Below are 25,371 nucleotides of genomic sequence, written 5' to 3' on the forward strand. Positions count from 1 at the left end.
CCGCTTTGGGCCGAGTGCGCAGTGACCGGTCATTCGCTCGAAGAGCGCCTTAAGGATGGGCTGACGACTGCGCTTACCGCATTCCGTTCGGACGGATCCGCCATCACGTCGGTCAGCCAGTCGAGGAATACGGCCATTCGCCGCAGGCCCGAGGCGCGCGTCAGGTAAAGCGCGCTGACGGCCAGAGGCGTAATGTCCAGCTGACCCGTAAACAGCTCGACCGCGCGGCCCGATGCGATGTCGGCGTCGATCATGAAGTCTGAGAACCGCGCGATGCCCATGCCGCCCAGGACGAACTGCCGAACCGCCTCGCCGTTTGCCGCCGTCACCGAGATGCGCGGAGAGACGGGGTCCGCCATGCCGTGAAACCGGAGATCGTTGATATGCGCGGGGGACGAGAACCGCACCTGCTCCAGCGCGGCCAGATCTGCGGGCCGTTCCGGGCGCCCGCTCCGCGCAAGATAGTCCGGCGCGGCGACCAGACGCCACTCGGCCCGCCCGAGGGGCCGGTGCAGCAGGTCGCTGTCGGGCAGCGGGCCGAAGCGGATGGCAACATCGGCATGGGCGTCGATCAGGTCGACGATGCTGTCGGTCATGTCGACGGTCAGCCCAATCTCGGGGTATCGCGCGTGATCTGGCGCCGATGCTGACCGACGTCACGGGCCTGTCGGCCGGAGCGGTCAGTCTGGTGATCCTGCTTTACGGGGCTTCGGTCGCCGTGGGCAATAACCTGGGCGGCAGGCTGGCCGACCGCATGGGGCCAGTCCCTGCACTGACGCTGATCTTCGCGGGTCTTGCGGTCCTTTTGGCCGCCTTCGGACTGGCGCTGCCCCATCCCGTCGCCGCTGTCGCCGTGGTGGCTCTCTGGGGCGGCTTCGCCTTCGCCAACGTGCCGCCGCTTCAGGCCTATGTCGTGCAGATCGCGCGGCAGGTCAGCCCGGATGCGGTCGACGTGGCCTCCGGCCTGAACATCGGGGCGTTCAATCTGGGCATCGCCCTGGGGGCCGCCGTGGGCGGGGTCGTGGTAGACGATATGGGCCTCATTGCGGCACCCTTCGTCGGCGCGCTCGTCGTTGCGGCGAGCATCGGCCTCATTCGGCTGTCCGGCCGACTGGGGGAGCCGACCAAAGCCGCCATCGCGGCCTGAACCGAAGCGAGCTGGTCTGTCAGAAGGGGCCAGTCGCGCCGGCAGCCCGTGATTGATTACCGCTGTCAACGCCATGGCACGGAACTCGGACTGCAGGCCGGCTCGAGAGTCAGCCGAACGCTAGCGCTCGAGCCCTCGCAGGAGGCAGGAACCGGGATGGCCGCTGACGTTGCGAAGCGGAGCCTGGCGCTGCCTGTCACGCCATCCTGGCGGCTCATTGAAAATCCCTTTCCCATTTCAATTCCATCGCCGCTCCGATGGGGCTTGCCCGCCCCCTCGGGAGGCCAGCGGCGCAGCCAAGCAATTAGCGTGCCGAGGAGAAGCCGGACGTCCCACTTCGAACACCCCAGGGTCACGCTGTCGGCAAAATCCTCCATTCGAAATTCCAAATCCCGCCTCCTGCTGCGCCATTCTTGGGACCGACCGATCTAGTCCCCGCTCCGCTCGGCCCACCCTTTCGGAGCCGGGGCCCATTTCCACGATGACCAAATTAACCGCTGATCGGGAAACGCGAAACCCGCCCCGGTTGCCAAAGTGTGGACAGCGCGACCGTAACAGGGACGTAACAGGGCTGTTACGCTGAAACCTTTTAAAATCAACGCTGTAACAGCGTAACGCCTGTAACGCGGGGGGAAATGAATTTGATGTGCCCGTGTGTGCGTATGTGCGCCTGTATACGTAGGCGATTATGTGTGTATATGTGTTACGTCGTTACGAAATACATTTTTTACAATAACATCAAAAACTTGGCCGTAACAAAAACCGTAACGCAAGCGTAACGCGCGTTACACTCACCAAACCTCATATTTCTGCTTCTATTACAAAGACATGATTTGGATATGTAGAGAATGGTGCCTTAGGCCGGTTTACGGACAGGCAGGCCCAGGGACAATTCCCCTACCGGATTTCAATCCGCTTCATGGCGTCCGAATGCCACTCGCGACGGACTACCGACTGAACGAGACCGCATCGCGTGAGGCAAATCGCAGTTCCAGTAACGAAGATGTTATCACAGATGAGCTGTTGACACGGTGATTCGCCGCCGTCAGAATCACCTTATGTCGCGGCAAACGCCCGGCAGGCCTCGGCAGGGCATCTCACCTCCCCGCCAAGACCCTAACCAGCCAATCTTCGTGGAGACTGACATGGCTACCAAGACCTCTACCACCGCGCCCCGCGCGGTGAAAGCGCCCTTCTGGCACGCCAGCTACTATGGACTGCAGTTCATCAGCTTGCTCGATGCCTGGGGCGAGCATATCCACTCCGAACTTGCGCTGAACCGGACCCGGCCCGCGGATCTCGGCTACGGTCGTGCGCTGGCCTGGGCAGAAAACTCGCTGCCGACGTTTCACGAGACGCTGCTCAATACGCTCAAAGCCCTTCCGGCCGAGCCGCTGGACCTGCCCTTGCGGCGGATGACTTTGCTGCTCGCAACGCTGGTCCGGGAGAACCGTGCATCGGCCTTCGCCCGCTACGAAACGCTGAAAAGCGAACTCGCGCAGTTCTTCCTCGTGCCGGGCGATGGTCCGGCGGCGGATGAAGTGCGCAAGATGCTTTCCTCCGCAGAGCGGCGCTTCGCCCTGATGGCGCGCCTGCCGCTCTATCGCACCGAGGGTGCAGGGCTCGACGCGGAGCCCATCGCGGCCTGACACTTCTTCTCATCGTCGACAGCCCAGGCTGATCCCCCGCGTCCGCGCGGGCGATGGCCCATGCAGGCTGACGCCGGGCCTTCGTCGCCACGGCGTCACCCGCACCCTTGGCTGTCCCTTTCTTATTCGCAAACCCGAACGGGAGGACCACGCATGTCCTTTTCCAACCTTCAGCCGATCTACACCGTCGGTGAGGAAGACTATCCGATTTATGACTGCGACATCCCGGACCAATGGCACGATTTTGCCGACGAGAAGGGCTACGAGATCGTCGAGCGCGTGATCGACAGGAACCATCTCTACCTGCGCTGCGACACCTGCGGCGGACATATGGTCTCAAAGGTCTTTGTGCTGCGCACGGCCACCCCGCGTTGCCCGCATTGCCTCGATGATCGACGCAAGCGCCTCTGCGACGCTGCCGGCGTGGCGTTTCTCGAGGCCGACGGCTCGCACGATTTCTGGATCAGGCTTCCCTGTGGCCATGAGACTTGCCGGCAGCAATCGCTTTTGGAGCGCGTGGCGGCGGGCAAGACCGGGATCCGCTGCGAGGAATGCCTCGACGCGCGGCTCGCGGCCGAGGCCGAGGCCCGCGGGTGGCAGGTCATCGATGACGATCCCGAAGGCGACCGCGACTACCTGCTCTATCGGCACGGCTGCGGACATGAGCAACGGGTCGCGATCGTCAACATGCGGACCGGACGCTTCACCTGCGGGGGCTGCGGGGACGCCTGGACCCGCGCCCCGAGCCACATCTATGCGATGCGCTTCGGCCTCCAGAGCGGCCGGGATGCCATCAAGGTCGGGTTCTCGCGCGATCCATGGTCCCGTCTTCGCCATCAGCTGATGACCGATCCGCAGCAGGACGCCGCGCTGATCCGGGTCATCCCGGTCACGACCGGCCACGACGCCATCGGTCGGGAAAAGCGCCTGCATGGCACCCTGTGCGCCCTTCATCCCGAGGCGGTCCTCGAGCAGGCCGAGTTCGCGGGCCAGGTGAAGGTTAAGTCGGAGCTCTACTGCGCCAGCATCGCGCCGGAGATCATGGCGCTGCTCGACGATGTTGCGCTGCGGGTCAGGTCCCTAGCGAGGCACAAAGCAAGGCAAGCCCGCCGGCAGGAACGGCAGAACGCCCGTCGCATCAAGAACCGTCAGCGCCGCAAGCGTCCTGCCGACGGACCTCAAGCCGGGCGCGGCTGACGGGCCGGACATCCTTCACCTGCCAATGAATAACAGGAGGTCGACATGACCGACAGTGATATGCAGACGGCTGCGCCGTCCCACCCCGACTGGCGTGCCTATGCCGCCGAGATCCTCGCTCGTGCCCGCGTCGAGGAGGCCCGCAATGACGCCGAGCGGGCCAGCCTGCTCAAGGAGCATGGCGATGCCGCCGACGACTTGCCGCCGCTCAAGGGCGAGGGGGACGTCTCCTACACCTCGCGCCGTCAGCAGATGATGATCCTCTGCCTCGCCGCAACGATCGGCAGCGAGGCCAGGCTGCAGGCCGCGCTTGACCGCGGGGCGATCATTGCGATCACCGGTCTTCCCGATGACAGGTCAAAGGACGTGCGCCGCCTGCTGCCCTTGATGCTGCCGCAGGGCTGGCAGATCGCGCGGACCGAGCATGAGCGCCGCCGCCGCGGCGCGGTCGCCGTCATTCAGCCGGGCCAGACCTATGGCGGCTCCCCGCGCGACCAGTTGGAACGCGACCTGGTCGAGGCGCTGACGCTCGACGTGCCTGTCATGATGCTACTCCCCGAGGGCATGCCTGCCGCGGAGATCCTGGGCGTGGCGAAGGTGCCTCTCTGGCCGTTCCGGGGGATGGATCGGGAGATCGCCGCACAGCTGCTTGCCTTAAGCTGGCCGGGATCCGATCCTGCGGTGCTGCAGGAACGGCTGCCATCCAATGATCATCTTGCAGCGACGCCGCTGCTGCCGCTGATGCTGTCGCTGCGCAGCGAAAGCGTCGAGGAGGCGCTCAAGGTCCTGTGTGACACAACTACGGCGTCGAACCCCCGGACCTTCAAAGACAAGGTTCAAGCGATCGCGGTCGACAAGGCGAAGGCGGAGGCGCGACAGAAGAGCGGCATTCGCCTCGCCGATCTCGCGGGTCTCGGCACCGCCCGCGACACGGCCATCGGCATCGTCGAGGATCTCCGCGCCTGGCAGGCGGGCGAACTCGCATGGGACGCGGTGCATCGCGGCATGCTGATCGTGGGTCCGCCGGGCTGCGGCAAGACCGAGCTGGCCCGCGCCATGGCCCGCGAGCCCGGCATCCATCTCGAGAGCGCCAGTTATGCGCAATGGCAGTCGCGGGGCGCCTTGGGAGATATGCTCAAGGCCATGCGCGCCGGCTTCTCGACCGCCGCCGACCAGGCGCCGTCGATCCTTTTCATCGACGAGCTCGACGCATTTGGGTCACGGACGAGCGGGCGAACCAGCCAACATCAGAGCTACGACAGCAAGGTCATCGCGGCTTTGCTGGAGCAGCTCGACGGCATCGATGGGCGTGAGGGCGTCATTGTCGTGGGCGCCTGCAACCACCCCGACCATATCGATCCCGCGATCCTGCGCCCCGGCCGATTTGACGAGAGGTTCGAGATCGGCCGACCGGACGCCGAGGCGCTGGCAATCATCCTGCGCCAGCACTTGGGTGAGGACCTGCGCGAGACAGATCTGACCGCGCTCGGGCAGATGGCCCTCGGCCTCTCGGGGGCCGATTGCGCTGCCGCCGTTCGGGCAGCACGGGGCGTTGCCCGGCGTGCGAAGCGGCCGCTGACACCCGACGATCTGCGCACGGCGCTGGTCCCAGGCCACCTCGCGCTGCCCCCAAACATGCGCCGCCGCGCGGCGGTTCATGAAGCCGGGCACGCCGTGGTCATGACCGCGCTCGGCGTCGGTGAGGTCAAGGCCCTCCGGCTCAGCCCGGACGGCGGCGAGACACGGTTACGCTGGTTCGACGTTGACGTGACCCGGGACACGCTTCAGCAGCGCTGCGCGGCGCATCTCGCGGGGCGCGCGGCGGAGATCCTGCTCCTCGGCGAGGCGAGCGGCGGTGCCGGCGGCACCCACGACAGCGATCTGCACGCGGCGACTATGCTCATGCTGCAAAGCCACCTGAGCCTTGGCCTCGGCGACATGGGCCACCTCTCCCTCGGCGCGCCACCCCCGGCAGCGACGCTGCTCACGCTGCCGGGGCTCATGCGGCAGAATATGCAGCGCGACCTCGACCGGGCACTTACGTTGGCACTCGAGGTTCTCGTAGAGCATCGACTGCTTCTGGAGAGCCTCGCACGGGATCTCGAGACCAGAGGCTTTCTGGTGGAGGCTGACCTGGCGGTGGCCTTGGCACCCGTCCTTAGGACGGCTGAACGCCATCATGTGGCTCCCGAAGGCCGTGATGACACTGCGCCATGAACCCGGTTACTCGATCATACCCGGTTTCTTTCCGGTGCCGGATCGTGTTGCAGGACTTGGCGCGGCACGACCGACGCCAAGGATGGTAAAAACTATATCGCATCCTCACGGCGTCAGACCGAAGACCGCACCAGGCCTTTCGTCCCCTCTGTCGCCATGCATCGCGGCGGTTAGGAGCATTTATCGACCACGATCGCCATGGCCGAGGGCGTGCGGGAGGTTCTGGCCCATTCAAGAACCTAAAGGGCTGTGCCGGAAATGGAGCGCTTCTGCCCAGCATTTGCTGGGCTTGTAGCCACTATCCACAATCATCCTCGCTGGTCCTCTGTGCGGTGTCGCAGACAGGCTCTAAAATGAAGAAGTCGCGGCAGCATGCGGTTGGCTGCGCGATCTCCCTGGTAGGGCCGCGAGAAGATGACCTGAACAGCATCGTCTCTGCGCCTCACCGGGAAAGCTGTCAACCGGATTTGAACCAGAAACCTGCAACAGGAGAGACGATGCAGCAGAAACACCCCGCAGCCGATGTCCGGCTAATCACCAAGACTGAGCCCTGTCGTCGTCTGGCCGCGAGCGAGGCTTCCGTCGATCGCTGGCTGCGCTCTGATCCCAGCTTTCCGCAGCCCCGCCGCTTGGGTCCCGGGTCGATCCGGTGGGTCGAAGACGAGGTCATCCGCTTCATTCGTCAGCTCGCGCACGTGGCTTACGAGGATCATGGCTTCGATCCGACCGGGACGCTGACCATGGAGGAGCTGTGAACACCACCCGCTTCGAGGTCCGGCTGTCACAGTCGGAGTCGAAGAACGTCATGGCCGACATGCGCCGGCGGGGRGCCGCCAGCCGCGCGGATTACCTGCGCGACTGCCTGCTGGGGGGTCGGGCCGGTCGCGCGGACCGTCTGACCGAGGAGCTGGGTCAGCTCGGTCTTGTGCTGAACGCCATCGTGCACGCGGTGCCTACCGGTGAAGACGCGGTCGACGGCGATCTCGGTCGCCTCGTCTCCGACGGATCCGCGCTGATGCGCCGGATCGTGCGGGACCTGAACCGCAGGGGATGGGAATGAGGCCGCATGTGACCTTCCACGCCTCGGTGGCGAAGGTGCTGGGCTACCTGACGCAGAGCGACAAGCCCGGCACCCTCCGAGCGCCCGAGCCAATCGGCGGCACGATCCCCTGGCTGGGCGAAGGCCCGACGCTGAGCCACGCGCAGCGCATGCCGCGCCCGGCACGCCATGCGAAGAACGTCCTGCACGTGACCCTCTCGCTGCCCGACGGGATGACGGCGGACCGCGCCGCATGGGTCGAGATGGCGCAGATGGCGATCGCCGGGCTGGGCCTGCCGCCGCGCCAGATCCCATGGCTTGCGGTCCGGCATCGCGACACACGCTGCGATCACTTGCACCTGATGCTGATGGCCGCCACCTTCACCGGCCGCCCGCTGTCCTTGCCCGACCTGCAGCATCGCTGCGATGAGGTGCATCGCCGCCTCTGCCGCCATCTCGGCCTCACCCCGCCACGCTATCACCGGCCGGCGGCCGGGCCGCGCCTCGAGGTCTTCTGCCCGACGCGGCGCCTGCGTGGTGGGGACCGGCGCCGGATGGCGGCCGACGTCAACATCGCGCTCACCCGGTGGCAGCCGACAGACCTGCCCGCGCTACAGGCGGCGTTGGTGGCGTCGGGCTCCCCGATGCGGGTCGAGGAGGTCAAAGAGGCCGAGCGCCGCCGAATCATCTTCAGCCTGGGACGGACATGTGTTCCCGGCCGCGCGCTCAGCGACGAGCTCGACCGGATCAACCTGCTGTCGATCCTCCACCACGCCAAGCAGTCTCGCCAGCTGCGCGCACTCATCGACCAGCGCCACCTGCTGGCCTCCCTGGCGGCGGCCGATGCCGACCTGCAACACCTCTACGAAAGGCTACGGAATGACCGAGACCTCCGACCATCCCTTGCGGGCCCCGATCACGCCGGAGGTCCTGCAGGCCCTGCGCCTGCTTCTGGACCGGCAGCGGGAGATCCAGCACCTCTCGAGCGAGACATACGAGACGGTCCTGCCGCTGACCGCACTTCTGGATCTGCTGCGCCGACCCCAGGACCAGGAGGAGCTGGGCCGGCAGCTGGCCGAGGCCCTGCGCCAGATCCTCGTCTCGACCCAGACCATCGCGCAGGATCTGGCGACCCTGATCTCGGAACAGCGGGAGGAGGTCCGCGGCCTGACCGCACAGCTCCGGGAGGTCATGGCGGCGCAGCACCTGCTGATCGACGGGCAGCTCTCGCTGAGGCAGACCGTCACCGCGCTGAGCGACGACCTGTTCGAAGCCGAAGGCACGTCCTAGCGTTGCTTCTGCTCGCCCGGCGCCTCTGCCGCGGGCTTGGCATCACGGCCCGGGCCGCCATCCGCCGGGGCGACCCGACCATCGCGGTCTGCTTCGAAGACGGCAGCGCAGTCGGCATCCGCCCGGACATCGTTCTGCTGGAGCGGGGTGGCACGGGTTCCGTGCCGATGGCGCGCATCTTTGCGCGGGCACTCGCAGGCGCGAAGCGGTGGGTGATCAGCCGGGACGATACAGCATCGCCGCTCCCCCGCTACGGTGGCCCAGGAACCCCGCTGGCTGGGACCCAGGCCGCGCTGCGCGCGCATATGGCCGCCAGGCTGCGAGGACGCAGTCCCGCCTACTTCGTGGAGAACCCTTACCTGCGCAGGAACACTGCGGCACTGTGGGACAAGCTCATGCAGCATGGGCCGGACGTGGACAAGCAGACCGCCCCGGTCCTCATTCTGACCCCGCAATGCCTCCGGGCGCTGCTGGGGCCGGAACCCGGGAGCGCGGAGCGGCTGGCGGCGCTGACGACGGGCCATCCTGGCATGACTGTTGCGGCATTCCTTCCACCGAATGGCGTGCCGCGCCTTCTGCCGATGGACCGTCTGAATACCATCATCCGATCGCGTCTGAGAAGAATGCGCCTGGCGTCGGAGGTGGATTCAGACTGTCAGAGCGATGGTCCGGGCCAAGACTTCCCCGCGCCTGCCTGAACACCTATCTTGAGACAGGGCGGATCCAATCACCCCAAGACGAGACGATGCTACCCTGGTCGCTACCCCGCGGCTAAAAGAGATCGCAAAACGCCCGATTATCAGCAGCTTGGAAAAAGGAAATGGCGGAGGGGATGGGCCTGACGTCGAACCTTCTCCAACCAAATCTAGGTCAGGATATGTGGCCCAACAACTTCTGTACTATCCGCTCGCAGTTCAGCAGGCCCGCCCCAGTGCAATGCTTCGATGATGCAAGCGGCAGTGCACTTTCACGAAGTAGACGATATAACTCTTCTACACTCATATTTGGATAAGCTGCCAATACTAGCGCCATTGCACCGGCGGCTTGTGGCGCGGCCCCACTCGTTCCCCACCACTCCAGGGTCTTGTAACCTATATTGCCCCAAGGAACTCTCCCGTATGTAGGGGCAACCAAATCAGGTTTGTCGCCTAGCATAGATAGTTCGCCCGGACCTCGACTCGAATTGGCGTGCGCTGACGATTCAGATTGATTAGAATTCTCGCCATCTACAGCGCCAACGCAAAAAACTTCATCCAGCGAATTAATGGACCAAATCGTATTAGGATAGCATTCCCCTGCACGATTATCACAGGCTCCGTCATAATGACTATTGCCTGCCGCGAAGACAAAGGGTATGCCTGCGCTCACTCCGCTTTTTATAAGATCGACTAGTGGGTGATCTAGCGTGAATTCGCCTGTAGACGCGCAGCGGAGCAGAGCGAAACTGTTATTTATTATAAGTCGACCTTCTGATTTATCTGAAAATCTTTCTATCAAATCATCATATATTACGTATAAGTCTGTCGAGGACAATATAGATTTGACTGCCAGAACATTGGCGTCAGGCGCAACCCCATTGTAGAGACCGCCGTCGCTACTTGTTCCCGCCGCAATACAGGCGCACATAGAGCCGTGACCAAAAGAGTCGGACCAATGCTGACCTGCAAACTCACTCGGCACATCAATGCTGGAGCGCTTGAATGACGGTATCTCCGGTCGGTCGGTCGCGATGCCGGTGTCCACGATAGCGATGGTGACGCCGGAACCGCGTGAAAAGTGCCAAGCTTCCGGTGCCTTAATATGATTCAAGACGTCATCTAGAGAAAAGCCGCTGGCGGGAGAAAATTCACCATAATCCCGCTCCCAAAATCGAGCGGCATCTCTCTCTGGAAGAAATGGGTAATCAGTCGAAGCAAGCTGAAATTGGACATCAGGGTATACTTCGCCGCCCTCACGCTCAATGTCTGCAATTTCATCTAGGTCAAAGTCACCAACAATAACATTGGATCTTCGTCTTGTTAACCTCGATATGCTCGACACCTCATAACGGCTTTGCGCCTTGGCATAGCTAGGAAGCCTGACAATTGCTTTCATTTATCTGCCAACCGCAAGCTTATTTCTCCTTCTCAATAATAATATCACCTCTGCTCAATCCAAGTCTATCAAGCGCTTTTTGAGACACCGGTCGCCGAGGAATCGGTGGGACCACCAGCGTGGAAATTGGTGTAATTGGAGCGGAGGCTAATTCGCTAAGCCTGCATTTATTTATAACCGGATCGAACATTGCGTACTGCGAAGCCTCATAGACGATTACCTCGTGAGCTTCTGGATACTTGTCGAGCAGGGCCTCCACTAGCTTGACTATCGCAGTATCGCGGTAGCCATTGGCTTGAAAAGACCCATCACCAACCGTTCCGATCTGCCATAAAATCAGCAGACTGCGAGGGTCAAACAGGCGCTCATGAAGCAGAAAGTCTGTGGCCTCAAAACTCTGACATCCGTCCCGAGCAGGGTCGATTTCCAGATCGGCAAACAGACAACTATCAGCCGATATGGCTGGAAGCATTATAGCGCTATAACCACGATGGCGGGCTTCTGACAGCATCTCGAAAGACGGATAAACGAAAACACCGGGGTGTCCGTAGAGTACCACTACAGTCGTTTGGTTAGGCGATAACGAACTTACAACTCTTTCTATCATTCTTTCGTACGCGACACTTCGACTTTCTCCATCGCGATAGCAGTCGCTCAGGGACTCACATGTTGCGTTAAGGTTCTTTATCTGGAACTCAGAGACTGGGTCCGCGACCAGATAAAATACTTTGTTTGCCGTTGTGATCCAGCTAATAGTTTCGGATGTCAGGTGGGCACCGGCTTTTATGCCTGACCCTACAACAGTAAGCGTGCCGCTCATTGTTCCTCCACGTTCGTCACCCATACAACTATTATTGGAGGAAGCACTAAAGGCCGTGCTTCCCCTGAGAGCGCCACCCGAACGAGCGCTGGGTCTCGCTTGAGTAACAGCGTCTTGTCTTCCTCATCGAGATCGGGCTCGGCTTCTAAAGTGCCTGTGGGATCAGATTGGTAGCGCTGCGAAAGAGATGCATCGCTTCCCAATCGCAACATAAATGCGGCCAAGGCAGGGGCGTTGGCCATGCTAAACCCACTCTCAGATAGAAAAGATCCTGTTACTTTATGACCGCAACAACAACCACAACTGTGACGCCGGCCGGGAGAGGTTTGCCAGAGATGGCCGCACGAATTTGGGCGGGGTCAGGATCAAGCAGAAGAGCTTTGTCGTCGTCGGTTAAGCCCGCCTCTGCGTTCAATGTGCCTCTAGGGTCAGACTTAAAGCTTTGCAGCAACGAGGCGTCACTTCCTAGTCTCAGAACGAAGTTCGCCAATGCATCACTGTAGGCCATGGTGGATTCCTCCTGTCGCTGATAAAACTTTCTAGCCTGCCGCTACCAAGCAGATTCTGAGCGCTGCGTCAGTGACTTCACGACATTGGCTGTCGTCGCCGCAGGCCGCAATCGCCACAGCATATGCTGCGTAGCAAGCAGCTTGGCCAGCATTGGAAGCGGGTATGAAAGTGTCGCCACTTGCCGGTCCAGGCGGTATCTCGGATGTCAGTTCCGCTCCTAGAGGCACCAGCTTTGTATCGCGGAGAATTTGCTCAACTCGTGGCCTTTCACCCTCAGAAAGAGCACCCCAAGCCTCCCCGAGTGGTACTTCTTGCGCGAACGAGCTCAAGGGGGCCATAAGTAAGAAAAACAATGTGGTTCGAAGCACACGCATGTTGTGATTCTCCTGATAACCTTGCCTGAGTTAACCACAGTTTTCGCTGTTAAGCTACAAAGTGTGGTGTGGCGCTGTCAAAAACGCCCCCTGCGCATCCCCTCAGCCTGATCGTCGCGAAAACGAGGGCGACGCGCCGCAGCCTCGAGCATCCGTCGTTGGGCTTCATTGGTGTTCTCCATGGTCTCGAGCCGCTCAGCCAGCCGTCCCGCTCGCTCGCCCGAGCGACGCAGCGCCAACAGAAACGGCAGGATCGCCAGGGTGATGACGCCATAGCGGAGCGCCGCGCGCGCCAATGCCGATCCGGCGAGCGTGGCTAAGAGCCCGCCGATCACCGCCGCCCCCGCTTCCAATCGTCGAGACGGGCGTAGATCGTGGCTGCGATGCCTCCAAGCGCGACGGCGATGAACACCCAGCGCAGGGCGTCGAGATACGGGACGAGCGGCAGGATGGCGGTCTGGGTCTCGGCCAGGACGCTCTGCGCGACCTCCACGCCGGCAGCGCCCAGCGTGGCGACACCGGCCGCCCCGCCACCCTTCATGGTGCGGCTCTCGGCCAGCACTTCGCGCGCGGGCGGCGTCTCGGCTGCAAATGCCGTCGCCCGGACCGGAAACCGCTCGCCCCACTGCCGTGCGGGCCCGAGATCGACATGGATGAATCCCGATCGCGGGTAGAAGCCGAAGCCGAGGAACCCGACCTCCCGAGCCGCCGCCTCGAACGCCACTGGATCGTGGTTCGCCATGGCGATGTCGAAGGCGGCGCCATCGAGGTGCTTGGAGCGGGTCGCGCCGCCGACGGCGCGGTTGTGTTCCGGGCTGCGATAGGCCGAACGGACGATCAGCGGCTTGCCCAGCCGGTCGCGCAGCGCCTGCAGCTTGTCGAGCGCTGGTTCGTTGATGAGCAGCTTGCCGGTGCCCCGGCAGGCAATCTCCGCCGGTGAGAAATTCGGCCAGCGCCAGGCAACCTCCGGCGCCTTGCGCCACTGGTCGTAGAACGTCGTGCTCATGGGGGTCCTCCAAAACGAGTTTCCGGCCCCTCGCAGGGGCTCGGTGCGTTCGCCGCTCGGGAAGGTCCACCGGACCTTCCCGTCTGCCTGTCCGGCAGACCACAGCTCACCCCGCAACGAGGGCGGGTGATTGCGGGCTGATGAATGGGGATGTGGCGCGGCTACGGGCCGCCGCCGAAGATCTTGAGCTTGATTGCGATCCCCGCCAGCAGCGCCAACATGACGCCGGTGGTGATCATGCGGACGGCCGTCTGCATGGCGGTGCGGCGGACCAGCCGGATGCAGTCCACCAGGGAGCGCAGATCGCGGATGTCGAGCGCGGCCTCGTCGCCGTCGAGCCCGACGTCGGCGAGCGCCCGCTTCGCGCCTTCCTCGGCCGCCCGCGTCAGGATCGCCTCGAACTCGGCGTCGGGCATGCGCACGAAGCCCTCGGATCGGGGTGGTGTCGTCTGATGCTCCCTCTACCGCTCAGCCGACCTTGCAGCCCCAGAAGGACGTGTGATCGGCAGCGAAGTAGCCGTCCGCGACCCGGAAATACCCCTGCAGCTCGACGGTATCGCCTGCGGTCAGCGGCACCATGGTCTGCAGCCAGATCGCGGTGGCGAGCGAGACATGGGTCGCGGAGATTTCACCGAGGGAGCCACGGATTTCGGTCGTGCCGTTCAGGACCAGCCGCCCGCGCATGCGGGCGGTGGCGCTGGCGTTGATCTTGTAGAGCAGCGTAGCGCCGAAAAGGTAGGTACCGTCCACCGGCGCCACGAAGTGGTTGTTGGCGGCGTCGAAGGCGCCCTGGTCGTTGTAGTCGGTGTTGTTCAGCCCGATTTTCGTCCAGGTCCCGACGCCGACGTAGTTGTCGTAGTTGGTGTACGCCTTGAACCGCGGTAGCCGGGGCTGGTCGACGATGCCGTTGGCGTTGTCGACGCTGAGCCCGTCGAAGAAGGTACTGCCGTCGGCCGAAACCGCGAGACGGAAGCGGTCGGAGCCGAAGAGACCCACCAGCGCCTTGGTGACGAAGCCGGTCTGCAGCGTCAGCCCGAGATCGTCGCCCGCCGCTTCCTTGTTCATGGTGTAGAACAGATCGCCGGTGCCGCCCTCGGCTACGGTCTTCGCCGTCCAGAGTGCGGCGTTTAGCTTGGCCGAGAACGGGTTCGAGGCGTCCGCCGTCGTGCCGAGCCCGAGCAGCGCCATGTTCTGCAGCACCGCCGGTGTGGTCCCCACCCAGCCAGACCCGTCGTAGACCAGCAGTAGCCCTTCGTCCTCGACCCACGCGCGCCAGCCCGTCCGCGGCGGCAGGCGCAGCCAGGCGCCGTCGGCCCAGAGCGCGACGTTCAGGTCCCAGCCTGCCCAATCGCCGGTGGCGCCCGAGCCGACGATGTAGCGGTCGCCATCCGCAGGGCTGCCGGGCGGCGCTGTCAGATCGCGGTCGAGAACGGAAAGCTGGACGAGCCCGTCGAGGACCCGCAGCGCCTCGTTGTGGGTGACATGCTTCTGGGCCTGCGCCGCCAGGATGTAGGGCAGCAGGAGATGGGTGGTCGCGTCGGACATGGGAAAAGCCTTCAGAACGTGAGCGTGACGGTCTTGGGCGCGCCCCGCCCGACGAGGGCGGAGAGCTGGAAGATGCGGATCGTGAGGTTGTCGCCGGGGCCGAGCGGCGCACCCCAGTCCGCAGTCTGGTCGGTGGCGGTGTAGAGCGCGCTGGTGGTGTCCGTGCTCAGCACCCGCTTCACGATGGCGCCGTCGATAATCTCGACCTCGTAGGCTTCGAGCTCCTCGGCCAGCGGCACCTCAAGCCCGCCCCAGCTGTCGGCCGCGAGCGCGCGGGATCGGCGGGTCCAGCGGATCGTCAAGTCCCCGGCAGGGCGCGGCCTGCGCCACGGCTGCTCCACATGGGCGACCGAGAACGGCCGCAGGCCGGTGCCCGCGGGCGTGAAGGCCTGCGCCACGTAGGTCTCGTCGCTGACAGGGCGGCTGGCTGGACCAATGCGCCAGTTCCACGGGATGCCGAGATCGGCCTCGGCGATCGGCAGCGATGCGAGGCCATCGTCGAGCACCACGACCCGCGCTCCCGCAGGCGCCGGGTTGCCCATGGCGCCCTCGGTGCCGCGCTGGCCCCGCAGCAAGCATGTCAGACGATNCCGGCCGGGCGTCAGAAGCTCCGCCGCGCCCGCCTGCACGATCTCCCAGACGCCGGGCGCGCTCTCTACCGCGAGCGCGTTGGCCCCTCCGAACAGCGTCAGGTCGGTGACGCTTTCCAGCGTGCCGGTCAGCAGATCGACCACCAGCGCATTGCCGAGGTCGAAGTGCGACGTCGGCCCAGCGTAGAAGTCCGAGACCAGCAGCCCGATCCGGGCGCGACTGCCGAACGTGGTCAACAAGTCAAACCCATCGGTCGCGGGGCTGCGGAACACCGCCATCTCGCCCGGCCACGGCACGGCATGCGCCGCTGCGAAGGGACGATGCGCGGGCTGATCCTCGGTCAGCTGCGGCAGGTCCATCAGCACTACTTCCGGCGCGCCGAACACGACGGCGCGGGTCAGCGACGCCGCGCGGGGATCGCCGGGCGGCAGGTCGTAGGTCGCGCGGTCCTGGCGCACCACCTCGACGCCGCGCGCCTCGGCGTCGGCGATGGAAACGAGCCGCAGATCGACCAACCGCCCGTCATGCGCGAGTCGGATCGCGTCGGCCGGATCGAGCGCCAGGCGCGAGGGCGGCAAACGAAACGCCGCCGTCTCGCGTCCCACCCAAGCCTCCATCAACGCGCGGCGGCAGCGCCGCTCGGCTTCCTCGGGCGGCACGGCCATCGGGAAGGACTCGGAGGCAATCCGGGTCGTGTCCACGGTGATGCGCCGCGCCTCGACGAGGGCTGCGTCGTAGTCCTCGTCGGCGCGGGCGACCTGCCATTTCAGCGCCTGCGGCAGTTCGGTCTCCTGGCCGCGCGTCAGTTCCAGCACGTCGCCTTCACGACCGGCGACCAGATCGTCGGGCGCAAGCGTGGCGACGGAGGCCCGGCCGCGCATGACGAAGCGGATCACGCCCTCGGTCTCCACCGCGTCGAAGCCGAAGTGGCGCGACAGCGTTGTGATCGAGGCGCGCGGGCTTTCCAGCGCGGTGATGGCGTAGCCCTCGACCGCGCCCCAGAGGCCGGTGACGTCGATCCGCGCCTCGGGCAGCCCCGCCCGCATGCAGAGGTGCCGCACGAGGGCTGCCAGCGACACCGCGCCCAGCCGCCCGGTCAGCCAGTGGCCGAGCCGCCAGTTCGCGCCGTCCGTCCAGACGTCGGTCAGCGCCGGGAAGAACGGATAGGGTCGAGCGTCCCAGGTCCAGGCGGCGCATTCGGGGACGTGCACCATGCGGCCGCCATAGACCGAGGACACCGGGTTGTTCGCCGGGACGCCCCACCAGAGATACGTCGCCTCGAGATACGCCCGCTGGATCGCGTCATCCCGCCAGCCCCGCGAGAAATGCGGTGTGAAGCTCTCGGAGGATTTCGGGTCGAAGAAGACGTTGGGCTGGTTGGTGCCCCGATCGATGGCGGGACAGCCGAGCTCGGTGAACCAGATCGGTTTGGACTGCGGCGTCCACGTCGTCGGCGTCCCGCTCTCCACCCCGCCCGGGCGGTTGTAATGCGGGTTCGACCACCAGGCGCGCAGATCCTTGTAGCGGAAGACCCACGGCTTGGCCGCGGCCCCGTCCGTGATCGGCGTCCGGATCTGCGCCGACCGATCCGCCGCGCTGGCATAGAACCAGTCGAAGCCTTCCCCGCCTGCGATGTTCCCCTGCAGGTAGGCCCGGTCGTAGATCGCGGGCCAGCCCTCAACCGCGTCCGCATGCTCGAACCCATCGCGCCAGTCCGACAGGGGCATGTAGTTGTCGATGCCGATGAAATCGATCTCGGGATCGGCCCAGAGCGGATCGAGGTGGAAGAACACGTCACCCGAGCCGTCACCCGGCTGGTGCCCGAAGTATTCCGACCAGTCGGCGGCGTAGCCGATCCTGGTGCCGGACCCGAGGATCGAGCGGACATCCGCGAGCATGTCCCGATAGGCCTGCACTGCCGGATAGGTGCTGGCGCCCGAGCGGATCGTCGTCAGCCCCGGCATCTCGGTGCCGATCAGGAACGCATCGACCCCGCCCGCCGCGGCGCAGAGATGCGCGTAGTGCAGCACCATGCGTCGCAAGCCCCAGTCGCCGGGCGTGCCGGTCCAGGAGACAGACTGGCCCGAGACGCTGAAGCTGGCAGGCGTGGCCGCGCCGAACAGCGCCGCGACCTGGCTTGCGGCCGTGGCCGTCTTGTCCACGGTCCCTGCGAACCCCGCTGCAGGCGAGCAGGTGATCCGCCCCCGCCACGGAAAAACCGGCTGGCCGGTCTCGGTGGCGTTGTCGGAATACGGGTTCGGCAGCGTGTTGCCGGGCGGCACGTCCATCAGGATGAAGGGGTAGAAGGTGACGCGCAGCCCACGCGCGTTCATCTCCTGGATCGCCTGCACCACCGCGAAGTCGGACGGCGTGCCGCCATAGACCGGGCGATCCTGATCGTCCCGGCTGACGAGGAAGGCATTGGCGCGGCTCACGCCGTTCACCGACCAGATGGCGGGCGTCGTCGACTTGGCCGAGACCTCGACGCCCGGCCGCACCTTGCACGACCCCGCGCGCAGATCGTCGCCGAACCAGGCCACCACGAGGCTGACGCTCTCGACCGCGGGCGCCATCGCCTGTAGCCGGTCCAGCGACTCCACCATGTCGGTGGAGTCGGCCAGCGCGTTCAGGTTCTCGGGTACCGTCGCGCCGCCATCGGTCTTGCGGATCGCCTGCGTGGCATAGGTGAACTCGCCCGACGCCGGGATCATGGTGACGGCCCGGGTCAGCCCCTCGGCGGTGTCGGGATCGGCCAGTGGGCGGAACACCTCGAAGGAGAGCTGCGGCAGGCGGTTGCCGTAGGTCGAGAGCGCAAGTTCCTCGAAGACCACATAGGCGGTGCCGCGATAGGCCGGCGTGCTGGCGGCCCCCATCTTCGCCGCGATGAACGGATCGGCGCTCTGCGCCTCGTCGCCCGGATACCAGCGCCAGGTGACGCCGGAGAGGTCCATCGGCTTGCCGTCGGCCCAGATTCGGCCGATGCCGGTGATCGGACCTTCGCACAAGGCGACCGCGAAGCTGGCGTAGTACAGATACTCGGTGGTCTTGACCTTGCCGCCCCCGCCGCCCTTGCCGCCACCCTGCGTGGTGGTCTTCGTCTCCTCGCGGAAATCCGTCGCCCAGATGATGTTGCCGCCCATCCGCATGCGCCCGTAGAGCCGCGGGATCACCGCGCCCTCGGTGGCCGAGGTGATCCGCAGCGTGTCGAGCCGCGTGCCCTCGATGCGTTGCGTGGGCGCCAGCGACGAGATGATCCAGCTGTCGACGACCGAGCCGATGGTGGAGCCGATGAAGCCGCCGATGGTCGCGGCGCTGACACCGAGGATCGCGCCGCCGATGGAACCGCCAATGGCGGCGCCGGCCGCGCCGAGAACGAGGGTGGCCATGGGTGGGTCTCAGGTTTGCGGAAACAGGAGGGCGAAGGCGATGCGCCGCCGCCAGGATGGGCTAAGTGGTTCCTCGATCACGCCGAGCCGCTCGTAGGCATGGAGGAAGCTGTCGGGCCCCGTGAGGATCCCGACATGCTTGGCGATGGCGCGCGGTTTCATGCGGAACAGGACCAGCGCGCCGGGACCAGCCTCGGCGGGCTGCATCTCGATCATCATGCGCCGCGCGCCCTCGGCCAGAACTTCGCGCGGTCCGGTCTCGCCCCAGTCCCGGCTGTAGGGCGGGATCGGGAACGGTTCCGGCCCCACCACCTCGCGCCAGACGCCCCGGGCCAGCCCGAGGCAGTCGCAGCCGACACCGCGCAGGCTCGCCTGGTCATGGTAGGGCGTGCCGAGCCAGGACCGCGCGATGGCGATGACGTGCGCTGGGTCGGCTGATGCGAGGCGTTGCGTCACAGCACGCCGCCCTCGTGCCCGCCGTCCTTTGTGGCGTAGCGGAGGACGGCATCCTGACCGGGGATGTGCGGGAAGCCGCGGAAATTGGCGGTATTGGCGAACTTCGCGCCGCAGGTCTCGATCCGCTTGTCGCAGCCCGCGCGGATGGTGAACGCATCGCCCTCTGCGATCGCGCGCACCGGCGCTTCGAGCAGCGTCAGGATCGCCACGCCGTCCGTCACGTCATGGCCGAGCACCTCGGTGCGCCGCCCGGCATTCGCGCCGCTGGTCCAGTCCAGCGTGCCGAAGGTGAACCAGCCGGAGGCGAAGCCGCCGAGGCCCGAGGCGGTGAAGGCCCGGTCGCGCAGGAGATCGATGACAGCGCCAGCGCCCTTGAAGGCAGGATTTTCGAGATCGACGCCGCAGCGCGCATCGCCGAGCGCGGCGTCACAGGTCGCCTGAAACGTCCGCCCGACCGTCTGGCCGAGGACATGGGCGAGCGAACGCACCTCGGCGACGAAGGCGAGCCGCCCGCGCCGGATCTGGCCGATCGCGCCGCGCCGCATCAACACGCGCTGCCCGGTATCGGTCCAGTTCACACGCAAGACCTCCACCTCCGCGTTGTCCCAGCGCCCATCAAGGATGTCGGTCTCGGTGATCCGGTCCGAGGTCAGCACGCCCTCGGCGTCCTGCGCATCGACCGACAGGTCCGATCCCGAGCGGACCTCGGAGGCCGTCAATCCGCTCTCGGGCTCGAAGTCCGTTCCGTCGAAGGTGAGCGTCCGGTCGTGGTCGGTGAAGCCGAAGGTGACACCATCGGCGCGCGCGATCCGCCAGCACCAGGCGAGCGTCGTCGTGCCCTCATCGAGATGGGCCTGCAGGTCGGGATCAAGGGTCTTCATCGGCGCAGTTCCAGAAGCAGGATGGAGGTGATCGAGCCGAGCCGCTCGAGATCGAGCGTCACGTCGAGCACGTCGGTGTCGAAGCGGACGGGCACGTCAAAGGCGAAGCCCGCGGTGATCGCGACGCCGGAGGCCGGCGCGGCGCTGAAGGTGACGACGCCGGTCGTGGTGTCGACCGACCAACCGGAGGGCTGCTCGACCCCCGCCAGCGCGATGAGCACGGTTCCGGTCACCGGCTTCGTGATGGCGCGCGTCCATGATTGCGCGCCCGAGACGTAGCGCTTCACCAGCTGGAAGGCGGTCGTCGCACCGTCGCCGGTGCCGATCGCCTGGTCGGTCGGCGACGGCGTGCCCGACGGCAGGCAGGACTTGTGATCGCCCCAGTCCTTGAAGCGGAAGCCGTGCAGTCGCCCGTTGCGTGCCTCGAAGAAGGCCACGACGGCGGCCAGATCGTCAGCGCGGCGGATGCCGTAGGCGACGTCGTAGCGGCGGCGCGAGTTGGCCCAGCTGGCGTTGCGCTCCTCGTCGCCCGACGCGAGCTCGACGATCTGCGTGCGCCGTTCCGGCCCGCCCCGGGCACCACGACTGATGTCGTCGGGAAACCGGACCTCGTGGAACGCCATCACATGCCCCTCCGCCCGAGCGACACGGCGCGGGCGATGTCGGCCGCGACCTGCGTGCGGGACTGCCGAAAGCTCTCGGCGTCGCGGGCCATGATGGTGACGTTGACGCTGCCGCCCGCGCCGTAGCTCTGCGCCTCTCGGCGCGACAGCACCCGCTCGCCCCGCTGAAGGATCGCGGGCACCTCGTCGTGGCGAAGTCCGGCCATTCCGCCACCGTGCATTCGCGGGGCCGCGGCGAAAGCCATGGCAGGCACCATGCGGGAGGGTCCGGCCGATCCGACCATCCCGCCCGCATGCAGGACGCTGGCGAAGATCCCGCCCGCCCCGGAGAACACGCCGGAGAGCGCATTGGCGATCGGCCCGAGGATGAAACGCCGAGCCGCCAGCTGGGCGAGATCGGCCAGCAGCGAGGTGACGAGATCGCGGAAGTTCAGCTTGCCGGTCCGCACGAACTGGCCGACCGCGTTCTCGGCCGACTGAAAGGCGCTGACCAGGCTCTGGCCGACGTCACCGCCGATCTCGCGGGCCTTGCTGGCGTAATCGGACAGCGCCGCCGTGGCCGCCTGCCACCCGGTGACGGCGGCCTCGGTCGCGGGCTCCGCTGCCGCAGCGGCGGCTCCGGCCGCCGCGCCTGCACCTGTTGCGGCGCGTCCGGCATCGCCGAGCGCCGTCTCCAGCCGCTCCGCCGCGCCGGTGGCTTCGGTCAGCGCGCCCGCGCTCGCCTCGTCAGCTCCACGCACGGCATCGCGCAGCGCCTGCCAGCTTTCGAGGGGCGCACGTGCCCCCGCGGCCAGATCGCGCGCCGCGCCACGGTAGACATTCGCGGATTCGAGCGCCCGAGCCGCCGCCTCGGTCAGACCGAGATCGGGCGCGGTCAGCGGGTTGTCCTCGAAGGCCCGGTCGAACGCCGCCTGTGCCGCTGTCGTGGCGGCACTGGCCGCGCCCTCGAAGCGGTTCTCGATCTCGCCGAGGTCGAGGTCTGGCACCAGCGAGATGCGCCGCTCCGACCCGAGAGCTTCGAGCCCCTGGTTGATGCCGCCGATGAAGCCGTTGATGCGCGAGACCACGCCGTTCAGCATCGCCTCGACACCATCGACCAGACTGTTGGCCGCCTGAAACGCCAGATCACCGATGGCGGCGGGCAGCAGACCCCAGATCGCCTTGATCGCCTCGTAGGCGCCTTCGAAGGTGTTCGCGGCGGTGTTGCCGAAGGCCACCACGCTCTCGATGGCGCTCTGCATGCCCGACGCGGCGTCCGCCTTCAGGTCGAAGAACATCGCCGTGGCGGCTGCGCCCGCCGCAGCAGCGCCCATCCTGATCCGCTCCCAGACCTCGACCGCGAGATCCTTCAGGAGCGACATGGCCTCGCCAAACCCGCCCGCGCCCGACACGAGGCGGGTGAACTGGTAGATCAGCTCGCCCGCGCCGACGATCAGCGCGCCGATGCCGGTCCGGATCAGCGCGCCGCGCAAGACGACCAGCGCCGTGGCGACGCCACGGACCGAGAGCACGGCGGCGGCCATCCCCGCCACCCAGCGGCCCGCGAGGAAGGCGGCGAACGTGGCGGCATAGGTGGTCAGGCGGCCGATGTTGTCGAAGAGACCGCGGATCGCGATGCCGAGCGGCCCCGTGCGGCTGGCGACCGCCGCCATGGCGTTGGCGACCGCTTCGAGCGCCGGTGCGGCGGCGACGGCCAGCTGGTTCGACAGCCCGCGCCAGATCAGCCCGAGCCGGGAGATCGCGTCGTTGGTCCGCTCGATCTGGTCGGCGTCCTGTTCGGAGACGACGACCCCGAAGGCAAGCACGTCCTCGGTCGCCTGGCGCAGCGTCGCCGTGTCGATCCGGCTCATCGCGATGGAGCCTTCCTCGCCGAAGAGCTGCCCCGCGACCGCCGCGCGCTCGGCGGCGGGCACGAAGTTCTCGATGGCGGCGTTGATGGCACCCACACGCTGGTCCAACGGCAGCGCGATCAGGTCGGTGGCGGAAAGGCCCAGCCGGCCCAGCGCGTCGGCGGCGGGACCGGTCCCGGCTGCCGCCTGGCTGAGACGGCGCGTCAGATCCTTGGTCGCCTGTTCGATGCCGGACATGGAGACGCCGGCCAGTTCGCCCGCGCGCTCGAGCGTCTGGATCGAGGCGACGGTGGTGCCGAGCGACTGCGCCAGCTTGGCCTGCGCATCGACCGTCTGCAGGCCGGAGCGGATCATCGCCACGCCAGCAGCCGCAGCGGCGGCGACGGCTGCTGCGGCCGCCACAGCAACACGCCGCGAGAAGGCCGCAAGCCGGGCGTTGGCCGCCTCCATCTCCCGGCTGAGCCGTCCGAAGCCTCGGGCACCGGCTTCTCCGACGCCTTCCAGTTCGGCGCGCACCTGCCGGCCGCCGACCGCCGCAAGGCGGACGCTGACGCGTTTTTCAGCCATTGGGGCGTTCCATCTGTTCGTTGAGTTTGGCCACCATCACCGCTTCGATGACGGGCAGCAGTTCGGCCATGGCGGGCGGCGAGACCCCGAGCGCATCCCCGAGCGCCAGCGCCGCCGAAATGTCCCAGCCGATCACCGCGCCAGGCAGCACACGGAGCTGACCGCCGAGACGGCCGACCAGGTCCCAGACCTGCCAACCCTCCGGCGTTTCCGGACGGTTCAGCCGCGCCGGGCAGTCCGGGCAGGCTGGCGCGCAGGCTTCGCAATATCGATCACCCCCGCCGAAGGACCATTCGGCGAGAGCGCGGAGGCGTTTTTTTCCTGTTCCAGCAGCAGGCCCTTCGAGACGTAGGCCAGCTGGAAGGCCTCGAAGATCGGCCAGACGTCGAGCAGCGCGTCGATGGCCTCGGAGCTGGGGGCGATGGGCTTGCCGTCGGCGTCGCCGATACCCTCCCAGGCGAGCACGGCGCGGCGGGCCAGCGCCTTGGCGAAGGCGACTGCACGCTCCTCGTCGGAGGCATCCTCCGGCACGGCCTCGACGGCCGGGTCGCTGCGTGTTGCCACCATCAGGGCGGTGGTCAACGGGCGCAGCTGCACCCGGACACCCGGCGCGAGGTCATGCCAGCGCGGGGCGTTGGTCAGGTCGAGCGTCAGCATCAATACGTCTCCACATCGTTCGCGAGGGTTGCGGTACACATCCGGCCGACGACGCTGTCGCGCGCCGCCTGCCAGTCGAAGGTCGCCTGGACGCCCTGCGGTCCGGAAATCTCGATGCGCGGGCGCGGCAGGTAGACGGCGTGCACCGTGAAGGTGAAGCTCTCGCCCGAGGGCAGGACGTAGGCGAACTCCATCTCGCAAGGATCGCCATTGATGGCCTGCGTCACCAGCGTCTGGTCGGCGAAGCGGACCTCGATCCGGCCGGTCAGCGCCGCAATGGACGGGTCCGCGCCATCGATACGGCCGTCAGAGCGGATGGTCTCGATCCGGTCGAGGTTGTTGGCATAGGTGATCTCGGCTGAGACCACGTTGCCGAGAGCCGTGCCATTGCGCGTGATCGACCCGTTGAAATGGCCGAAGCGCTTGAGCTCCAGCGCGGCGGGCGTTCCGGCGCTGGTGGTCGTGCCCACACTCTCGCCCTGCGCCACCAGCCGCGCCGTCGCGGTCAGCAGGCCCGAGCGCTGCATCTGCCAGGTGATCTGGTCGAGCACGCAGCCCGAGTACATCGCGTAGCGCGGCACCTCCGGCATGCCGGTCTCGATCGACATGCTGGGCAGCGTCCAGGACCCTGACTGGAACTCGTGGCTATACGGGGCCTCGACGCCCGTAGTCGTCGGCGCACCGAACGCTGCCTTCAGCCAGAAGCCGAAAGCTTCGGCGTCGAGCGGCACGACGACGTCGCCATCGGCCGTCACCGCGTCCTTGATCGGCGCCAGCGGATCGCGGCCGTAGCCGAGCAGCTCGGAGTTCAGCAGCGGCTGCTCGGCGCCGAGGGAGGTGCTGGCGAAGGGCATGCGGGTGAAGCCGCTCGCGGGCGGCGTTCCATAGGTCGTCTCGAACGCAAGCGCCATCAGCGCCCGCGCCCCCTGGGCTCGTGCCATGGTGTTCTCCTGTGATCGGTTGGGTCAGGCCAGCTGGTCGGCCGTGGAATAGTGCAGGACGACCGGGATCACGGCCGCCTTGAGGCTCGCCGCGCCCTCGACGGGCAGATCGACCGGGCGCGGGGCTTCGGCCTCGACCCAATCGCAGAGCCCGCCAAGCGTGCGGTCGGCGGCGAGCGCCGCGCCGATGCTGGCTGTCAGCGTGTCGAAGGCGGCGTCACGGTCGGAACCCTGCACGACCGCCTCGATCTCCGCGCGGTGCTGGTAGTGGTAGCGCAACGGCGACAACGTGACCTCGGGCTCGCCCGGCTCCCCGTCGCGGAGGATCAGCAGCCCCTCGGCCGGCACGCGCTCGGGCAGCACCTCGCCGCGCAGGGCGGTGGCGGGCAGCGCCGAAAGCCGCGCGTGCAGCGCGGCGAGGATGGTTTCGCGGGGGGTGGGCATTGGCTTTCGCTATCTTGCGGGTGCAGAAAAGGTCCGCTTGGAGCCCAAATACGACCTAAGCTTTGGATTCAGCAAGAGCTCGGACCG

Annotated in this window: 25 protein-coding genes and 2 pseudogenes; 9 read left to right on the forward strand and 18 right to left on the reverse strand. The window is 66.3% G+C overall.

What is annotated here, in order from left to right:
• Window positions 1-29: 29 nt before the first annotated feature.
• A pseudogene (locus GBO37_RS14845) lies at window positions 30-620 on the reverse strand (substrate binding domain-containing protein); the annotation flags it as partial.
• Between the two features lie 23 nt (window positions 621-643).
• Here GBO37_RS14845 and GBO37_RS14850 point away from each other — a divergent pair.
• The 7 genes and pseudogenes from GBO37_RS14850 to GBO37_RS21665 all read left to right on the forward strand — a co-directional run.
• Window positions 644-1,147 (forward strand): MFS transporter, encoded by a 504-nt coding sequence (locus GBO37_RS14850; RefSeq protein ID WP_252929838.1) that lies wholly within the window; start codon window positions 644-646, stop codon window positions 1,145-1,147.
• A gap of 1,145 nt (window positions 1,148-2,292) precedes the next feature.
• On the forward strand, window positions 2,293-2,796 hold the full coding sequence (locus GBO37_RS14855; RefSeq protein ID WP_252929839.1) for a hypothetical protein: 504 nt from the start codon (window positions 2,293-2,295) through the stop codon (window positions 2,794-2,796).
• 153 nt (window positions 2,797-2,949) lie between these two features.
• A complete protein-coding gene (locus GBO37_RS14860) occupies window positions 2,950-3,993 on the forward strand; it encodes a GIY-YIG nuclease family protein (protein WP_252929840.1) in 1,044 nt (347 codons plus the stop codon).
• 45 nt (window positions 3,994-4,038) lie between these two features.
• Complete coding sequence (locus GBO37_RS14865; RefSeq protein ID WP_252929841.1) at window positions 4,039-6,210, forward strand: AAA family ATPase; 2,172 nt, start codon at window positions 4,039-4,041, stop codon at window positions 6,208-6,210.
• 353 nt (window positions 6,211-6,563) lie between these two features.
• Window positions 6,564-6,965 carry an AlpA family transcriptional regulator gene (locus GBO37_RS14870; RefSeq protein ID WP_252929842.1) on the forward strand — a complete coding sequence of 134 codons (402 nt, stop codon included), beginning with the start codon at window positions 6,564-6,566 and terminating at the stop codon, window positions 6,963-6,965.
• On the forward strand, window positions 6,962-7,270 hold the full coding sequence (locus GBO37_RS14875) for a hypothetical protein (protein WP_252929843.1): 309 nt from the start codon (window positions 6,962-6,964) through the stop codon (window positions 7,268-7,270). Before GBO37_RS14870 ends, GBO37_RS14875 begins: the two co-directional genes overlap by 4 nt.
• Before the next feature lie 149 nt (window positions 7,271-7,419).
• Window positions 7,420-7,701, forward strand: a pseudogene (locus tag GBO37_RS21665) (relaxase/mobilization nuclease domain-containing protein); the annotation flags it as partial.
• 159 nt (window positions 7,702-7,860) lie between these two features.
• On the opposite strand, the gene GBO37_RS14880 reads toward GBO37_RS21665, so the two are convergent.
• On the reverse strand, window positions 7,861-8,106 hold the full coding sequence (locus tag GBO37_RS14880; RefSeq protein WP_252929844.1) for a hypothetical protein: 246 nt from the start codon (window positions 8,104-8,106) through the stop codon (window positions 7,861-7,863).
• A 22-nt stretch (window positions 8,107-8,128) separates the two neighbouring features.
• On the opposite strand from GBO37_RS14880, the gene GBO37_RS14885 reads away from it, so the two are divergent.
• Together GBO37_RS14885 and GBO37_RS14890 are read left to right on the forward strand one after the other, a co-directional pair.
• The gene (locus GBO37_RS14885; protein WP_252929845.1) at window positions 8,129-8,539 is read left to right on the forward strand and encodes a hypothetical protein; all 411 of its coding nucleotides are present in this window, start codon (window positions 8,129-8,131) and stop codon (window positions 8,537-8,539) included.
• Window positions 8,540-8,541: 2 nt separating this feature from the next.
• A complete protein-coding gene (locus tag GBO37_RS14890) occupies window positions 8,542-9,237 on the forward strand; it encodes a hypothetical protein (RefSeq protein WP_252929846.1) in 696 nt (231 codons plus the stop codon).
• A gap of 172 nt (window positions 9,238-9,409) precedes the next feature.
• Here the strand turns inward: GBO37_RS14890 and GBO37_RS14895 are convergent, their stop codons facing one another.
• From GBO37_RS14895 to GBO37_RS14970, 16 genes are all read right to left on the reverse strand, one after another.
• Complete coding sequence (locus GBO37_RS14895) at window positions 9,410-10,633, reverse strand: S8 family serine peptidase (protein ID WP_252929847.1); 1,224 nt, start codon at window positions 10,631-10,633, stop codon at window positions 9,410-9,412.
• Between the two features lie 19 nt (window positions 10,634-10,652).
• Window positions 10,653-11,453: an SAM-dependent methyltransferase gene (locus tag GBO37_RS14900; protein ID WP_252929848.1), complete on the reverse strand. Its 801-nt coding sequence runs from the start codon at window positions 11,451-11,453 to the stop codon at window positions 10,653-10,655.
• A gap of 274 nt (window positions 11,454-11,727) precedes the next feature.
• Window positions 11,728-11,961 carry a hypothetical protein gene (locus tag GBO37_RS14905; protein WP_252929849.1) on the reverse strand — a complete coding sequence of 78 codons (234 nt, stop codon included), beginning with the start codon at window positions 11,959-11,961 and terminating at the stop codon, window positions 11,728-11,730.
• A gap of 453 nt (window positions 11,962-12,414) precedes the next feature.
• Window positions 12,415-12,672: a hypothetical protein gene (locus GBO37_RS14910; RefSeq protein WP_252929850.1), complete on the reverse strand. Its 258-nt coding sequence runs from the start codon at window positions 12,670-12,672 to the stop codon at window positions 12,415-12,417.
• On the reverse strand, window positions 12,669-13,343 hold the full coding sequence (locus GBO37_RS14915) for a D-Ala-D-Ala carboxypeptidase family metallohydrolase (RefSeq protein ID WP_252929851.1): 675 nt from the start codon (window positions 13,341-13,343) through the stop codon (window positions 12,669-12,671). The genes GBO37_RS14910 and GBO37_RS14915 overlap by 4 nt, the downstream gene beginning before the upstream one ends.
• Before the next feature lie 161 nt (window positions 13,344-13,504).
• Window positions 13,505-13,759 (reverse strand): DUF6127 family protein, encoded by a 255-nt coding sequence (locus tag GBO37_RS14920; RefSeq protein ID WP_198590314.1) that lies wholly within the window; start codon window positions 13,757-13,759, stop codon window positions 13,505-13,507.
• A 52-nt stretch (window positions 13,760-13,811) separates the two neighbouring features.
• Window positions 13,812-14,888 carry a DUF2793 domain-containing protein gene (locus tag GBO37_RS14925; RefSeq protein ID WP_252929852.1) on the reverse strand — a complete coding sequence of 359 codons (1,077 nt, stop codon included), beginning with the start codon at window positions 14,886-14,888 and terminating at the stop codon, window positions 13,812-13,814.
• An 11-nt stretch (window positions 14,889-14,899) separates the two neighbouring features.
• Window positions 14,900-18,865 (reverse strand): glycoside hydrolase/phage tail family protein, encoded by a 3,966-nt coding sequence (locus GBO37_RS14930; protein ID WP_252929853.1) that lies wholly within the window; start codon window positions 18,863-18,865, stop codon window positions 14,900-14,902.
• Between the two features lie 9 nt (window positions 18,866-18,874).
• Window positions 18,875-19,321, reverse strand: coding sequence for an NlpC/P60 family protein (locus GBO37_RS14935; RefSeq protein WP_252929854.1), 447 nt, complete (start codon window positions 19,319-19,321; stop codon window positions 18,875-18,877).
• Window positions 19,318-20,202 (reverse strand): DUF2163 domain-containing protein, encoded by an 885-nt coding sequence (locus GBO37_RS14940; protein ID WP_252929855.1) that lies wholly within the window; start codon window positions 20,200-20,202, stop codon window positions 19,318-19,320. Before GBO37_RS14940 ends, GBO37_RS14935 begins: the two co-directional genes overlap by 4 nt.
• Window positions 20,199-20,825, reverse strand: a complete 627-nt coding sequence (locus tag GBO37_RS14945; RefSeq protein ID WP_252929856.1) for a DUF2460 domain-containing protein — start codon at window positions 20,823-20,825, stop codon at window positions 20,199-20,201. The genes GBO37_RS14940 and GBO37_RS14945 overlap by 4 nt, the downstream gene beginning before the upstream one ends.
• Window positions 20,825-23,242 carry a phage tail tape measure C-terminal domain-containing protein gene (locus tag GBO37_RS14950; protein ID WP_252929857.1) on the reverse strand — a complete coding sequence of 806 codons (2,418 nt, stop codon included), beginning with the start codon at window positions 23,240-23,242 and terminating at the stop codon, window positions 20,825-20,827. The genes GBO37_RS14945 and GBO37_RS14950 overlap by 1 nt, the downstream gene beginning before the upstream one ends.
• Window positions 23,235-23,378 carry a hypothetical protein gene (locus tag GBO37_RS14955; protein WP_252929858.1) on the reverse strand — a complete coding sequence of 48 codons (144 nt, stop codon included), beginning with the start codon at window positions 23,376-23,378 and terminating at the stop codon, window positions 23,235-23,237. Before GBO37_RS14955 ends, GBO37_RS14950 begins: the two co-directional genes overlap by 8 nt.
• An 83-nt stretch (window positions 23,379-23,461) precedes the next feature.
• A complete protein-coding gene (locus GBO37_RS14960; protein ID WP_252929859.1) occupies window positions 23,462-23,899 on the reverse strand; it encodes a hypothetical protein in 438 nt (145 codons plus the stop codon).
• The gene (locus tag GBO37_RS14965) at window positions 23,899-24,840 is read right to left on the reverse strand and encodes a phage tail tube protein (RefSeq protein ID WP_252929860.1); all 942 of its coding nucleotides are present in this window, start codon (window positions 24,838-24,840) and stop codon (window positions 23,899-23,901) included. Before GBO37_RS14965 ends, GBO37_RS14960 begins: the two co-directional genes overlap by 1 nt.
• A gap of 24 nt (window positions 24,841-24,864) precedes the next feature.
• Window positions 24,865-25,284 (reverse strand): acyl-CoA transferase, encoded by a 420-nt coding sequence (locus tag GBO37_RS14970; RefSeq protein WP_252929861.1) that lies wholly within the window; start codon window positions 25,282-25,284, stop codon window positions 24,865-24,867.
• Window positions 25,285-25,371: the final 87 nt, after the last annotated feature.

This window comes from Paracoccus sp. 08 (assembly GCF_024105395.1).
GTDB lineage: Bacteria > Pseudomonadota > Alphaproteobacteria > Rhodobacterales > Rhodobacteraceae > Paracoccus > Paracoccus marcusii.

Excerpts from the sequence above, each read along its gene's own strand:
- GBO37_RS14960 (WP_252929859.1), bottom strand. The coding sequence starts at position 23,899 with ATGCTGACGCTCGACCTGACCAACGCCCCGCGCTGGCATGACCTCGCG.
- GBO37_RS14905 (WP_252929849.1), bottom strand. The coding sequence starts at position 11,961 with ATGGCCTACAGTGATGCATTGGCGAACTTCGTTCTGAGACTAGGAAGT.
- GBO37_RS14915 (WP_252929851.1), bottom strand. The coding sequence starts at position 13,343 with ATGAGCACGACGTTCTACGACCAGTGGCGCAAGGCGCCGGAGGTTGCC.
- GBO37_RS14920 (WP_198590314.1), bottom strand. The coding sequence starts at position 13,759 with ATGCCCGACGCCGAGTTCGAGGCGATCCTGACGCGGGCGGCCGAGGAA.
- GBO37_RS14925 (WP_252929852.1), bottom strand. The coding sequence starts at position 14,888 with ATGTCCGACGCGACCACCCATCTCCTGCTGCCCTACATCCTGGCGGCG.
- GBO37_RS14970 (WP_252929861.1), bottom strand. The coding sequence starts at position 25,284 with ATGCCCACCCCCCGCGAAACCATCCTCGCCGCGCTGCACGCGCGGCTT.
- GBO37_RS14945 (WP_252929856.1), bottom strand. The coding sequence starts at position 20,825 with ATGGCGTTCCACGAGGTCCGGTTTCCCGACGACATCAGTCGTGGTGCC.
- GBO37_RS14965 (WP_252929860.1), bottom strand. The coding sequence starts at position 24,840 with ATGGCACGAGCCCAGGGGGCGCGGGCGCTGATGGCGCTTGCGTTCGAG.
- GBO37_RS14865 (WP_252929841.1), top strand. The coding sequence starts at position 4,039 with ATGACCGACAGTGATATGCAGACGGCTGCGCCGTCCCACCCCGACTGG.
- GBO37_RS14895 (WP_252929847.1), bottom strand. The coding sequence starts at position 10,633 with ATGAAAGCAATTGTCAGGCTTCCTAGCTATGCCAAGGCGCAAAGCCGT.
- GBO37_RS14870 (WP_252929842.1), top strand. The coding sequence starts at position 6,564 with ATGAAGAAGTCGCGGCAGCATGCGGTTGGCTGCGCGATCTCCCTGGTA.
- GBO37_RS14860 (WP_252929840.1), top strand. The coding sequence starts at position 2,950 with ATGTCCTTTTCCAACCTTCAGCCGATCTACACCGTCGGTGAGGAAGAC.
- GBO37_RS14950 (WP_252929857.1), bottom strand. The coding sequence starts at position 23,242 with ATGGCTGAAAAACGCGTCAGCGTCCGCCTTGCGGCGGTCGGCGGCCGG.
- GBO37_RS14940 (WP_252929855.1), bottom strand. The coding sequence starts at position 20,202 with ATGAAGACCCTTGATCCCGACCTGCAGGCCCATCTCGATGAGGGCACG.
- GBO37_RS14855 (WP_252929839.1), top strand. The coding sequence starts at position 2,293 with ATGGCTACCAAGACCTCTACCACCGCGCCCCGCGCGGTGAAAGCGCCC.
- GBO37_RS14885 (WP_252929845.1), top strand. The coding sequence starts at position 8,129 with ATGACCGAGACCTCCGACCATCCCTTGCGGGCCCCGATCACGCCGGAG.
- GBO37_RS14900 (WP_252929848.1), bottom strand. The coding sequence starts at position 11,453 with ATGAGCGGCACGCTTACTGTTGTAGGGTCAGGCATAAAAGCCGGTGCC.
- GBO37_RS14850 (WP_252929838.1), top strand. The coding sequence starts at position 644 with ATGCTGACCGACGTCACGGGCCTGTCGGCCGGAGCGGTCAGTCTGGTG.